The following is a 13,330-nucleotide window of genomic DNA, read 5'->3' as shown; positions in this document are numbered from 1 at the left end:
CGCCAGACCGCAGACCAGCAGCATGAGCCCCCGCGCGAAGCGCTCGGCGGCATCGGGCCGCCGGTACGGCCGCTCCCCGAACTGGTGCATGATCTCGCTCCAGCGCACGAGAGGCCCTGCGAGAACCTGCGGGAAGAAGGCGATGTAGAGACCATAGCGGACGGGATCGTAAAGGGGCGCCGTGCCCTTCTTCAGATCCGTCAGGTACATGATGTGATGAAACGTGAAGAACGAGATGCCGAGCGGCAGCGCAATCTCGAAATGGCGCGTCGGCAGACCCGGGATGTAGGCCGCGAGATCGGCGAAGAAGTTGAAGTACTTGAAGATCGCGAGGACGAGCAGGTTGGCGGCGATTGCAAGCGGAATCAGAATGGAGAGCCCCGAGCGCACGAAGGCGTTCGCGACGAGCCAGTTGAGAACGATGGAGCCAGCCAGCAGCGGCACAAACCGCCAGTCCCAGTAGCCGTAGAAGAACAGCGACAGTCCCAAAAGCACAGCCAGCCGCCATTCCGGCCTAAACCGCTCCACGGCCCAGTGGGCCAGCAGCGCAGCCGGCAGGAAGGCGAACAGAAAGATGAAGGAGTTGAAGAGCATCCCAGCTGAAACATCGTTGACGCGGAACGCCCTGTTCCGCACTTCGAGAGCGCGTTCTTGTGCGGGAATGCGGGCGCAGCGTCAACTTTCGACGACGGAAGTTAACGAAGGCTGCCCGGATGCGTGTCACACCGGATCCACTTGCTGCACGATGCGCCAGCGGCGGTGTATGTTACAATATTTCTAATAATTTCTGACAAGGTTAAGGAGGAGTAGGCGGTCAGAGCCGTCAGCGGTCTCTCGTCGAGAAGTCCGTCCCAAGCGCAGCAGGCCGCCTCCAGACCACCTCGCAGTCGTCCAGCACGCGATGGAAGAGGTAACGCTCGCACAACGTTCACACTGGCTTCGCGTCAACGGCCATCGACCACAAGGCTCGCCAACGTCACTCGCCCGTCGGTCGTGTAATGGTTGACGCGTTCCGTGGCGAGACATTGGCCGGCCTGATACACTTTCACCGCCTCGATGGACCCGATGTTCTCCAGTTCGGCGATGATAAAGTCGCGTTCGACATTCGTATCCGAGTCCGTGGCGTGGGTGACCTGGAAGGTGAGGTGGGTCAGGGACAGGCCCGTGTCTCTCGTGCCCGCCCCGACCCAGAGGACGCGTTCGTCGTCCGGCGGTCGGTCGGTGTTCAGCCAGAAGTTCGCGGATCCCCCTGCCCAAGTTTCCTCGGCCCGCACGAGGCTCAACGACCAGAACCGGATGTGATGGCGCTTGCGAGGGCTGTTGTCGATTGCCTTCTGAAACCCGACGTCCTGACCGCGGCCGAACAGGTAGAGGGTGCTGAACGGAGCCGTCGGATAGGGTGAGTTGAACACGAAGGCACGGATCATGCCCCAGGAACTGGCCAGGCCGAGCCGGTCGGCCTCCGACCAGCCGAGGGCTGCGAAGGCGGCGCGGAGCTGTGCGAGCGTTCCGACGAGCGCCACGTTGACGGGATCCCCCGGCAATCCATCGCCTGTCGTCGTGAAGCTCGGCACCCGCTTCCGGTGGAGAAGCTTGAGGCCCATGCGAATGACCCGTGGAAGGATGAGATAGGCGGCAATTCCGTAGGTGAGGCCCACGGCCAGAATCCACGGCAGCCTCCGGTCCGCGGTGTCGAAGACCACGAAGACGATCAGCCAGACGGAGAAAATGCCCAGCCCAAGGATCACGAGACGTTGCAGGAGGCGGTTCAGCATTCTCATGAGCCCAGCTCCGTCAGACGACGGCCCTCGAGATCGCGTTCGCCACGCATTGGACGATCACCGTACAAGATTCGCGAGCGGCACCGTCAGCCGGATGACCAGTCCCTCAGGCGCCCATTCGTGTTCGATCCCGCCGCCGAGCTGCTCGGTCGAGCTCCGCATCGCCATCACGCTGCCGAATCCCAGCCGCTGCGGCGGGCCGGGAACCGTTGGTCCGCCGCTCTCGCTCCAAATGATCCTGTAGCTGCCTTCCGACCGGCTGCCCTGGATGCGGATGCGGCCGATGTCGGTCGAGAGAGCGCCATACTTCATGGCATTGGTGGCCTGCTCGTGGATGATGAGGGCAAGAGCCGTGGCAGCATTGCCTCCGACCAGCGCGTCGTCTCCCGAGATTTCAAACCGGTCATGGAGATGCCCGGCATAGGGCGTCAGCAGTTTGGCCACGAGATCCTGGAACGTATGCCGGTCCGATCCGGCGAGGCCTTGAGGGCTGGCATGCTCATGCGCACTCGCAAGAGCGCCGATGCGCTGTTGGAACTCCCTGGCGAATGGCATGGCGGCCGGATATCGGCGGGCCGTCAACGTTGCCAAGCCGCCGACGACCGTGAAGACGTTCTTAATGCGGTGCGACAGCTCCCGTGTCAGCAGCTCGCGTGCTTCCTCGGCCTGCTTTCGCTCGTGAATGTCGAGGGCGATGCCGATCCACTGGACAACCTCGCCGTTCGCGTCATGGACGGGGCTCGCGCGGACGACGAACCAGCGATATTCCCCGTCGCCGGACCGCCGGAAGGGGATCTCGACCTCGAAGGCCGTGAATGAGCCGAGCGCATGCTGCCATCGCCTGACGATGCCGTCGCGATGATCCGGATGAATGACGTTCGCCCATCCGCCGTCGCGCGTCTCCTCGAGAGTGAGGCCCGAGAATGCGTGCCAGAACGGGTTGCAATATGTCATCTGACCGTCGGCCCCGCAGAACCAGACCACCTGCGGGCTGAGCTCGACGAGTGCGCGGAACCGCTGCTCGCTCTCGCGCAAGGCCTGATCGGACAGGTGGCGTTCGATGACGAGTGCGGCGGTATGGGTGACGTGCGCGATCACCTCGAGATCGTCGGCCGTCGGACTCCGCGGCTCGCGGTAGTAGTTGCCGAAGGTCCCGAGCAACCGTCCGTCCGCTCCCCTGATCGGGATCGACCAGCATGCGCGCAGGCCGTGCGCCAGCGGCAGCTCCGCAACCGCGCCCCACAGCGGGTCGGTCGCGATATCCGTCACGAAGATGGCCTCCCCACGGTGCGCGGCGGTCCCGCACGACCCGACGGCCTCGCCGATTTCCACCCCGTGGATCGCCTCATTGTAGGCGGCCGGCAGGTTCGGGGCGGCCCCGTGCAGCAGATGCCGGCCCTGCTTGTCGAGCAGCAATATGGATCCGAGCAACTCGCCATTGGCCTCAGCCTCGACCGCGAGCACCAGCTCCTCGAGAACCTTCGCGATCGGAACGCCTGCTGCGACCTGGCCCAAGACCCTCTTTTCGCTTTCGAGGAGCCTGAAGATCTTGCTGTCCGGTGCGCTCCGATAACCGGTATGAATGGGCATTGCATCTCCCCTTGCATCCCTTGTCCCGGCTGCACGGCCCGCACGACGAGACAGACGCTGCGGCCGGAAGCGGGCCATGGGATCGCACCGCACACGCCCTTGAGCATCGGACCCGAAAGTGGACACCACTTTTGGGATCCGCCCGATGCTTCTTCCCTACACCGGCGCATCGTTCGGCGCGGCCCTTCGGGTCCGCACGATGCGCTAGAATGCACTTCAATGACGCACCGATCCAGCCCGGATCTCCCAAGCCGCAGCCAGAATACAGAGATTCATCTCCTCCCGCTTGACCGTTCGCGACGTATCCTTGGCAATTCGGGACACCGGATGCACCGTGCAGCGGCCCGAAGGCTGAGCGTAGAACGATGAACGTCTCCATCCTGGCGACCTCCGTGCTCGGGCGACTTGCAAGATCGTCATCGCGCTCCTTCGGATCGCAGGATTGGAAAAGTCTGCTTGTCGCCCGTTTGGCGGATCAGGGTTTGACCTCCGTGCGGTGCCGTCAAGCGAGGTTCCGGTTCATCGATTTAGCCGAAGGCCGTGTATGGATTTGCGCACGCTATGCTGCCTTCATTGTCCATAAGCAATAGTTGTGGACGCTTTCCGTCCGAAAGCGCACAGTGGGCTGCGCGATCCGGGGGCAATCGTCTGCGTCATTCGCAGAAGACGCTTAACGGAGGAAAGAGCCATGCACGCCGTGGTCAGAACCTATTCTGGTGAAGGAGCCAAGGAGCTCTTCGATCTGCTGGAGAAGCGTAAGTCGGATGTCGAAAGCCTGATACGGACGGTAAAGGGATTTGTCAGTTATTCTCTTGTTCGCACGGCTGATGGCGGCATCTCCGTCACGGTCTGTCAGGACAAGGCAGGCGCGGATGACAGCGTCCAAAAAGCCAAGGACTGGATCGGCGGCAACGCGTCGAACATCGGCGCGAGTGCACCGAAAGTGTCGGAAGGTTCGGTCATTCTTCATTTGAAATAGCGTGAACGGCCACGCGCGTCGTGTTGGTTCTCCGGAAGATGGCCCGCGCAATCCGACCGCCGATACTTTCTCATGCTCGAACGGGATCCGTTCAGGAGGGCCTCGCCCATCGACTGCGCCTATTTCGGGAACAGGAGTTGCACCTGGGCCCTGAGTTGCCAGTCGGCGCCGCCGGTGGGCCTTGCGACGTTGTAATAGGCTTCGAGCACCATGTTGACGGGCTGGCGGTCGATTTTGAACACGCGCCCGAAGCCGCCTCCGACCGGCACGGTCCAGCGGTCGCCGTCGTCGGCTTCCCAATCGGCGGTAATGATCGGCGACGACGTCAGGTACCAGCCGCCGGGCAGGTTGTAGTTCACGAAGGGCTGAAGCGTCATCTGGTTGACGGGACCGCGGTTGCTCTTGCCCGCGAAGGACCAGACGTTGTTGACGAGCACGCCGAGCACCCAGGGGCCCTGGATCGTCAGGGCGACGAAGGTCGGACCGACCGAGTACTTGCCGGCCGTGAGGGTCTTGTCGGTGCCGGTCGGGAACACGAAGGTCGGGCCGATGCCCCAGATGATGCCGTGCGTCGGCAGCTTGGGCGAGAAGAAGAAGCTCGGGTTGATGTCCCCGAGGCCGAACTCGCGCTCGCCCGTCACCGTCAGCGGCGGTTGCGAGATCACCGGCGTGATCCAGCGCGTGATCAGGTTCCAGTCCCGGTCCAGTGTGATCGGAATGACGGGCTGGATGTTGAGGATGTCCTGAAGCTGGTTGTGCGGGCCGACATGGAAGTTGAAGTTGTTCTGGAAGGGCACGCTGATCATGTCGGCAATGGGGTTCTGCGCCGCCTTGGCGAGATCGCTCGTGCTTGCCTCGTGCTGCTCCTGAGCGAAGGCGAGAGAGCTTCCGAAGCCCGGGGACATGGCGAGCGCCAGCCACAATCCCAACAGCCCGCAGGTCGAGCGTCGTTCAGCCATGAGATGCTCCGTCCGAACTCCTCAGCCCGCCCACGATAAATCAAGCAGAATTCCGTTCGGGGCGATAGACGGCGGGCCGCCTGGCCTGCGCAAAGTTGCAGCCTGTTGTTCACGGGTCACATGACGGCACGACGGGTTGCGACCGGTATACACCGGCGGTAGGCGGCAGGTTGGAACTCTTGTCACGCAAGCGCTTTGAGAGTGCGCTACCCCAGTCCTCTTCTGGGCGCTGCCCATTGCACTTATGTGGCTCTTCCGTCCAACTCTGACCAAGTATCGTTCGGCTTTTCAGCCAACGCGGTCACTCTTGATCTCCCTATAATTGACAGATCGGATGCCGAGGGATCACCATTCCTGAGTGGGGCGCCACAGACTTACACATTCCGGCCGCTCAACAAATGTCAGGTCACTAGCGGCGAATTGGTCCAAGCTCGTTGGTCCGAGGAGTGCCGGGAAACGACATTTGGAGCAGAGGTCGGACGGCATCGTTCAGTCGACAAATGTCCTTACGGCCTTGGGATGAGCAAATTCGCTTCAAGAGGAGCAGCCCTGGCAGAGGTCGCTGTGAGCGCTACCTGATTACGGCAGCGGAACCGTAGCAGCCAAACTGGCAATAAGGATGATCCATGCAAATAAGGGTTCTCGGGCGTGCAGTCGCAGCGGTTCTGTCTCTGACGGCGTGCAATACGATCACTCGTGGAGTCGAGGAAACCGTGACCATCAGCGCGACACCAGCCTCGGCACGTATCTGGACTTCGCTCGGGCACGATTGCCCTCGGTCGCCGTGCGTTGTGAAAGTCAGTCGCAAGACGGAGTTCACGGCCCACGCTTCAGCCAAAGGATACCGATCCGGCTCATTGCTCGTGAAATCGACACTCACCGAGAAAGCCGCTCCCGGCGTGATCGGGAACGCGGTTCTCCCCGGTGGATCGTTAGGCCTTGTTCTGGACGCGGCCAACGGGGCTATGCTGGATCACATGCCTAATCCGGCACACATCGACCTCGTTCCACTGGGTCGAGCAAGAGCCCGCTAGCGCATCGTGCGGAAAAGTGGATCCGGTTTTCGCTTGCGCGGCCCGCTGGGTCCGCGTTCAACGATGCGCCAGCCAAGGGAAGGAGCATCGGATTTGATCCCAAAAGTGGGTCCACTTTTGGGTCCGATGCTCTAGCCCGGCAGCGTGTTCTTGTACACCGTTCCGTCCTTCATGATGACCAGGAAGGTCTTGTCCGGATTGGCGACAGGCGCGATGTCGTCAAGGGGATTGACGTCACTCACCAGCAAATCGGCAAACGCTCCTTCTTCGATGACTCCAAGCTTTCCGGGGTAGGGGTTGCGCTGGCCGGACATCGCCAACAGCTCGGCGTTGCCGGATGTCGCCATCGTGAGGATATCGGCGTTGTCGTACCAGCGGGCCAGATGGGTCAGCATGATGCCCTGCCGCTCTGCAATCGTGCTGGAGAACAGGAGATCCGAACCGAAGGCGGTCTTGATCTTGTGCTTCTTCGCAAGTGTGTAAACCGAGTCGGTGCCCGCGATCACCTGCAGCAGGTTCGTCCGGCTTTGCCCGGCCAGCGGAGGCGTATCCTCATCGCTGACGAATGGTTGCGTGCTGAGCCATATGCCGTTGTCCGCCATGAGTCTGGCGGTGGCCTCGTCCATCAGATGCCCGTGCTCGATGCACTGAGCGCCTGCAGCGATCGCCCGCTGGATCGCCGCAGACGGATAGGCGTGCACCGCCGCGTAAGTGTTTCGGTCGCCCGCCGCCTGGACGCCGGCACGGAGCTCGGGCTCGCTGAACGTCAACATGTCCAATGTGGTTCGCGGCGATGCGACGCCTCCGCCGCCCACGAGCTTGATCTGGGAAGCGCCCTGGAAGAGCTGTTCGCGCACCCGCAAACGGACCTCGTCCGCGCTGTCCGCAACATTGGCGGCGCCCGTCTGCTCCATGAAGCTCAGTGGACCGCCCGGACTCCTCGGCAGGTCGGACAGAGATCGCATGTCTCCGTGGCCGCCGGTCGTCGTGATCATGGCGCCGGAGGGATAGATGCGCGGCCCGGTCGCGAGCCCGTCGTCGATGGCCTGCTTCAGCGCGAAGGAAGGGCCGCCGAGATCCCGGACGGTGGTGAAGCCGCGCATCAGCGTTCGCTCGGCCTCTGCGCTCGCGGCAAGGAAGATATAGCCTATGTCCGCCGTCAACAGCGTGGCGACCGGAAGCGCCGCGAAGACCGCATGCCAGTGTGCGTCGATCAGGCCCGGCATCAGGACGCGCCCGCCGCAATCGATCATCCGCGCGCCGTCCGGCGGAGGCGGATCGCCGCTGGCGAGCTGCTTGATGCGATTGCCCTCGACAAGGATGCGAAGGCCTTCTCGAAGAACTTTTGACCTTCCATCGAAAAGCTGGAAGTTTGCAAACACGATCGGGGGTGTGGGGCGAGGCGAAGCCGGTTGCGCACCGGCCGGCCGGGTAAACCCGAGCGAGGCGAGCGAGGCACCCGCCCCGGCGATGAACCCGCGCCTGGAGAGGTCCCTGTCGATCCGACGCGCGACGGCCTGAAGTTGCGGCTGGCAACAGGAGCAGCTCGAAGGGCCGGAAATGTCGGCTTGGTCGGCGGACACGCACGAAAACATGGACAACCTCCCGCTATTCGAAGGGGATCTCTCCCTGACGGTAATTCCGAAGACGGCTCGCAAACATGGAATAGACCACGATGCCGGTGGCGATTGTGGTCGGCGGAACGCCGAAGCTCTCCACCATGCCTCCCAGCACAACACGCAGGGATGACACATTGAACGACATGATCGCCTGGCCGAGCGCAATGGCGATCATGGGGATCCAGGATGCCTTCTCGCCGGCATGCACATGGTTGACGGTCGTTGTGCCTGTCATCGATGTCCTCGTGATTGACCGGCCTGAAGGGATGCAGAGGAATGGCGGAGCGCACTCAAGTCTGCGGCACCGAGACGAGCAGATCGAGGCCGAGGCGCTGCGACAGGAACTGCGCCACCAATTGCCCCTTGATGCTGTTGCCGGCTTCGTCGAGCGGCGGAGCAAAGGTGCCGAGGCCGCCCTTGCCGGGGGAGACCGTGACGATGCCGCCGCCGATGCCGCTCTTGCCCGGCAGGCCGATCTCGTAGAGCCAGTCGCCGGAGGTCTCGTACATTCCGGCCGTGAGCATGACGGCGAGCGCGCAGTGGCAGATATCGGGGCTGACCACCTGCTCCCGCGTTACCGGATTGAAGCCGCCGTCGGCGAGAGTCGCGCCCATGATCGCGAGGTCCTTGGCGCTCACGTCGAGCGAGCACTGGCGTGTGTAGAGATCCGTTGCCTCGGCGGGATCGCAGTAGATGCGGCCGACGCTCTCGATCATCCAAGCGATGCTGCGGTTGCGGAAGTTCGTTTCCGAGGCCGAGGCGTAGACTTCCTCGTTCAGCGACAGCTCCCTGCCTGCGAAGCGGGAGAGCCCCTCGTGGATGAAGCGCCACTTCACGTCCGTGTTCTCGCCGGGCACGAGGCTCGTGGTCGCGATCGCGCCTGCGTTCACCATCGGATTCGTGCACCCGTCGGGATTGCGCTCGATGCCGGCAAGCGAATTGAAGGCGTGCCCCGTCGCGTTGACCCCCAGCCTCTCGCGGGCCTCCGTCGCACCGATCAGGTCGCAGACGAGTGCGAACAGGAAGGGTTTGGAGACACTCATGATCGTGAACTCATGCTCGACATCGCCGGCTGAATAGACATTTCCCTGAGCACTCACGACGCAAATCCCGAAAAGGTCGCGTGGAACGCGCGCAAGTGCCGGATAGACCTGCGAGACCTGTCCCTGGTCGACAGACCGAAAGCGCTCGTGGGCGTCGACCACGAGCCGCTTGACATCCTCCGCCGCCGGCAGGTGTCCGGTGGAGACGAAGGAGACTTCGGATTTCACGCTCGGGTTCAACAAATCCATGGTTCGGCTTCCATGAGATGTCGTCCTGCCTGATGTGATCGACCCTGTGCGACCCGTCACCGCCTGAGCCGATGAGTCCTGGCCGTTTGGGACGGCGCCACCGTCGATGCTGCCGTCCCGAGCGGGTTAATCATCAGGTCTTCGGCTGCGCCGCTACGGCGCCCGCGGCCTCGACGCCTTCACTCGGGCTCGGCGGGTGCGCGCTCTCGAGAGCAGCCTGAAGCTTGGCTTCCTGCTCCGGCGACAGCGAGGAACGGATCACGCGCCCCTTGAATCCCGACAGCTCGGCGAGAACCTTTTCGGGCTGTGACTTGCGGATCAGCAGGAACAGGGCCGAGGTCTCAGGCTTGAGCGTGTCGCCGATCGACTTGATGAAGTCGTCGTTGATGCCGTAGTCGATCATATTCCCCGACAGGGCACCCGAGCCCGCTCCGACGGCGCCGCCGATGGCGAATCCGGCAATCGGGTTCAGGAAGAGCAGACCGATGAGGCTGCCCCACATCGCGCCGGACAGGCCGCCCGAGGTCGCTCCAAGCTTCACCAGGTTGACGCTCTGTTTGATGCGGACTGCGCCGTCCTGGCCTCGGATGGCCACGACGGCGTCCTCGAGATCGATGAGATACTCCTTCTGCAGACGCGTGAGCTCGGTCAGGACGCGATCCGCATCGGTCGGGTTGTCGAACCCGACGACCACCAGTTCAGCCATGGGTTACACTCCTCAAACGTCGATAGTGCTGCGCTTCGCGCGATGGGTAGGCTACCAACAGCCTTCATGCGGGACCATCGGGTGAAACCCTCATTGGCCGCGAAAAACTCCCCCATGTGCCTCAGTGTTTCGCTTAAGCGGCACCTGAACGCTATCGAAGCCCGAAGCAAGGGAAGAAGACCGGCTCCTTGACATGAGATGACTTGAGGCGGAGCAATGATTGCCTTGGATGCCGGCCTCGGAGCTAGGCTATGCCGATCGACGCGCAGACCATCGAAGGCGGCGGCTTCCGAGGCGAGGGTGACCCGGAGGACCAGGATCCGACTCGCCCAGCGTCGTTGCATGGATGGCAGCCCTTGCTGATAGATCCCCGCCTCGGAGATGCGGAGGATGATATTGCCAGCACCAAGAGCCGATCCCTTGTCGCCATCGGTGGACGTCTCCTCGCGGAAATCAGTCTTCCGAAGCTCCTCCTGGCCTGGATCATGCTGATCGGCCTGCCTGCCGTCCTGCTGGGCCTTGCGCCGTTGGTCGTTCTGGGATGGGCAACCACGATACCCGGAAGGGTTGCGGCGGCGCTTGCGGGATTCTGGTCCCTGCTGATCGCCGTCGGTCTCGTCGCCCTTGCCTGGTTCGGCGGCAGGCCCGTGCTGCGTGTGGCCGAGCAGAGCTTCTGGTCGCTCAATGCACTGGCCATCCAACCGATCTATGCTCTTTTCCGAGAGGGGCTGAGGCACATCGGCGTCAAGCTCGCTCCCAATCTCGGTCCTCGCCGTCGCACACAGCTTTACGCGGCGGCTGCGATCGGAGGCGGCATCCTGGTCAGTGCTCTGTCCGTCTGGTGCGTGACCCTTGCCTGGCCCGCATCACGCTGGGTCGGCGACGCGGCAGACCTGATGGCGCCGCTCCACCTGATTGTTCCTGTCCTGGCAAATGCCGTCGTCATCGTCGGGTGCTATGTCATGGTCGCCGCGCTCGTCTGGGCGCTGGCGGACGGCGCGATGGGCCGGCCGGCCGATCTGATGGCTTTCGACGAGATCCCGTCCGGGTCTCGCACATGGCGCGTTGCACATCTTTCCGACCTTCACGTGGTCGGGGAGCGGTACGGGTTCCGGATCGAAAGCGGGCGGACAGGGCCTCAGGGCAACGAGAGAGTGCGTCGGGTCTTCGATCAGCTGGAAGCCTTCCACGACGATCAGCCCTTGGATCTCGTTCTGATCACGGGCGATATGACGGATGCGGGACGATCCGCAGAATGGGCCGAATTCCTCGACGCCGTCGCGGCTCACCCCCGTCTCGCCGAGCGCATCCTGATCCTTCCCGGAAACCATGACGTGAATGTCGTCGACCGCGCCAATCCGGCCCGGCTCGAACTGCCGACGAGCCCTGGGAAACGGCTTCGCCAGCTGCGCACCCTGTCTGCCATCGAGGCCCTGCAGGGTGACAAGGCTCTGTGCTTCGATTCTCGGACGGGCCGATTCGGCCCCTCCGTAACGGAGAGTCTGCGTCCCTATCGGGACGATATCGACGCCTTTGCGGATCTGGGCGGAATCCGGCTGTCGCATCGACTGGTCGAGGTCTGGGACGACGCCTTTCCGATGATCGTTCCACCTTCGGTGGAGGATGGGCTCGGCGTGGTGCTGCTCAATTCGAATGCGGAAGCGCATTTTTCCTTCACGAACGCCTTAGGGATCGTGTCGGTGCTTCAAGCACAGGCCCTCGATGCCGCCATGAAGCAATATCCGCGCGCCGGATGGATCGTGGCGCTCCATCACCATCTCGTGGAGTATCCCACACCGGCAAAAGCATTCTCCGAGCGCATCGGGACCGCTCTCATCAATGGATCCTGGTTCGTGCGGCAATTGCGGCCCCTCGCCGAACGAGTGATCGTGTTTCACGGTCACCGGCATACCGAATGGATCGGACAATGCGGCGGCGTTCGCATTGTCTCAGCCTCCTCTCCCGTGATGTACCCGGCCAGGAACGGCGAGGTTTCCTTCTTCGTTCATACCCTCGCAGCCAATGACGGTAAGGTACGACTCGCGGTACCGGAGCGGCTGAAGGTCAGCCTTCGAGGCGAGCAGGGTCGGGAGCGGGCAGGTCCCCTTCATCCGGCGGACCGAACTGAACCGCCAGCCAACGGGTCGCTGGATCCTGAGCACAGAACGTAAGGATCGCAATCGTGATCGGCAGGCCGATGAAGGTTCCCGGCAAACCCCACAGGAATGTCCAGAGAAAGATCGAGAACAGGACGACGAAGGGCGACATCGCCAGAACGCTGCCGGAAAGGCGCGGCTCGATGTAGCTTCCGACCACGAACTGAATCACATTCAGGCAGGCGAAAACCACGATGACGGCCTGCCAGGTTTCGAACTGGACCATCGACAGCAAGGTCGGAAACAAGGTCGCGATAAAAGGACCGATGAACGGGATGTAGTTCAAGGTGAAGGCAATCACTCCCCATTCCTGGGCGAGCGGCAAGCCGGAGAGCATCGCAAAGCCCCAGACGAGCGCGCCGGTCAGAATGCTCATCTGGGTTCGCACAATCATGTATCGCCTGATCTTGAGGGCCGTCTCCGCGCTGCCGGAGAGCAGAATGCGTGCGGCGCGGCGGCTCGGGAGAGACCCGATCTTCCTGACCGTCCCTTCGACCTCGAGCAGGCCGAGGATCACGTAGACGAGAACGACCAGCCAGAAGCTCAGGGTCGTATTCACCTGACCGGTCAATCTCTGTGCGAAGCTTACGACCCAGCGGACGTTGAAGTGGTCGGCCCAGAGGCCTGCCATCACAACCCCATGGTTCTCGAGCCAAAGCGTCACTTGATTATAAAGCGCTTGAAACTGACTCAAGTTGAAGATCACCCAACGCCCGACGCGGCCGAAGGCCCAGACGGCGAGCGAGGCGAAGGCGCTGAATGCCACCACGAGCACCATGATGCTGATGGCCAAGGCGATAAGGCGTGGAACATGGGCTTGGAGACGCGCCTGCAACGGCCAGACCATCGCGATGAGGAACAATGAGAAAGCAACAGGGGCGATAACGGCCTTGGCGACATAAACCGCTCCCAACAGGCTTAGAATCACGAGGACAATCCAAGCCCATTGCACGGAGAAAAAGTCAGATGCTACGCGATGCGCTTCGTCCAAGGGAGTTTGAGGTCGATCCACTTTGTCTCTCCCGGTTGCTATAGCGTCGAAGATCGCAGAACGACCTGCTCCTTGCAGCACTCGAAGATTTTATTGCTTGTCAACCTGTAGGAAAAGGACCATATTCGGGCACTTAGTGATCCAGGTACAGGGCATTTTGTCCGTAGGAGACAACGGTTTCTCCTTATCGGGTCGTGATTTCCGTCTCAATACACACGCCATT

General features: G+C 62.4%; 11 protein-coding genes (1 of these 11 only partly in view). 2 read left to right on the top strand and 9 right to left on the bottom strand.

Annotated features, from left to right (window positions below; genetic code table 11):
• From BB934_RS08005 to BB934_RS07995, 3 genes are all read right to left on the bottom strand, one after another.
• Window positions 1–594 carry the beginning of an MBOAT family O-acyltransferase gene (locus tag BB934_RS08005; protein ID WP_099509158.1) on the bottom strand. Its footprint begins 780 nt before the window's first position, so 594 of the gene's 1,374 nt are visible here — the first part of the coding sequence; it begins with the start codon at window positions 592–594; its stop codon lies off the left edge, out of view.
• A gap of 350 nt (window positions 595–944) precedes the next feature.
• Entirely contained in the window at window positions 945–1,781 is an 837-nt protein-coding gene (locus tag BB934_RS08000) for an LssY C-terminal domain-containing protein (RefSeq protein WP_099509157.1), read from the bottom strand.
• A gap of 57 nt (window positions 1,782–1,838) precedes the next feature.
• Complete coding sequence (locus tag BB934_RS07995) at window positions 1,839–3,371, bottom strand: sensor histidine kinase (protein ID WP_175608881.1); 1,533 nt, start codon at window positions 3,369–3,371, stop codon at window positions 1,839–1,841.
• Window positions 3,372–4,059: 688 nt separating this feature from the next.
• On the opposite strand from BB934_RS07995, the gene BB934_RS07990 reads away from it, so the two are divergent.
• Window positions 4,060–4,350 carry a hypothetical protein gene (locus tag BB934_RS07990; RefSeq protein ID WP_099509155.1) on the top strand — a complete coding sequence of 97 codons (291 nt, stop codon included), beginning with the start codon at window positions 4,060–4,062 and terminating at the stop codon, window positions 4,348–4,350.
• Between the two features lie 119 nt (window positions 4,351–4,469).
• On the opposite strand, the gene BB934_RS07985 is transcribed toward BB934_RS07990, so the two are convergent.
• The 5 genes from BB934_RS07985 to BB934_RS07965 form a co-directional block, all read right to left on the bottom strand.
• On the bottom strand, window positions 4,470–5,309 hold the full coding sequence (locus BB934_RS07985) for a hypothetical protein (RefSeq protein WP_099509154.1): 840 nt from the start codon (window positions 5,307–5,309) through the stop codon (window positions 4,470–4,472).
• 1,165 nt (window positions 5,310–6,474) lie between these two features.
• Window positions 6,475–7,938, bottom strand: a complete 1,464-nt coding sequence (locus BB934_RS07980) for a metal-dependent hydrolase family protein (protein ID WP_099509153.1) — start codon at window positions 7,936–7,938, stop codon at window positions 6,475–6,477.
• A 13-nt stretch (window positions 7,939–7,951) separates the two neighbouring features.
• Window positions 7,952–8,197: a hypothetical protein gene (locus tag BB934_RS07975; RefSeq protein ID WP_210422178.1), complete on the bottom strand. Its 246-nt coding sequence runs from the start codon at window positions 8,195–8,197 to the stop codon at window positions 7,952–7,954.
• A 55-nt stretch (window positions 8,198–8,252) separates the two neighbouring features.
• On the bottom strand, window positions 8,253–9,254 hold the full coding sequence (gene glsA, locus BB934_RS07970) for a glutaminase A (RefSeq protein WP_099509152.1): 1,002 nt from the start codon (window positions 9,252–9,254) through the stop codon (window positions 8,253–8,255).
• A gap of 133 nt (window positions 9,255–9,387) precedes the next feature.
• Window positions 9,388–9,960: a DUF1269 domain-containing protein gene (locus BB934_RS07965; RefSeq protein ID WP_099509151.1), complete on the bottom strand. Its 573-nt coding sequence runs from the start codon at window positions 9,958–9,960 to the stop codon at window positions 9,388–9,390.
• Between the two features lie 251 nt (window positions 9,961–10,211).
• On the opposite strand from BB934_RS07965, the gene BB934_RS07960 reads away from it, so the two are divergent.
• The gene (locus tag BB934_RS07960) at window positions 10,212–12,131 is read left to right on the top strand and encodes a metallophosphoesterase family protein (protein WP_099509150.1); all 1,920 of its coding nucleotides are present in this window, start codon (window positions 10,212–10,214) and stop codon (window positions 12,129–12,131) included.
• Here BB934_RS07960 and BB934_RS07955 read toward each other — a convergent pair.
• Window positions 12,025–13,053 carry an AI-2E family transporter gene (locus tag BB934_RS07955; protein WP_237050299.1) on the bottom strand — a complete coding sequence of 343 codons (1,029 nt, stop codon included), beginning with the start codon at window positions 13,051–13,053 and terminating at the stop codon, window positions 12,025–12,027. The genes BB934_RS07960 and BB934_RS07955 overlap by 107 nt on opposite strands.
• Window positions 13,054–13,330: the final 277 nt, after the last annotated feature.

Origin of the sequence: Microvirga ossetica, assembly GCF_002741015.1 — a bacterium.
GTDB classification, from domain to species: domain Bacteria; phylum Pseudomonadota; class Alphaproteobacteria; order Rhizobiales; family Beijerinckiaceae; genus Microvirga; species Microvirga ossetica.
Note: the sequence above shows the minus strand (reverse complement) of the source record. Positions and strands in the feature narration are given on the sequence as shown.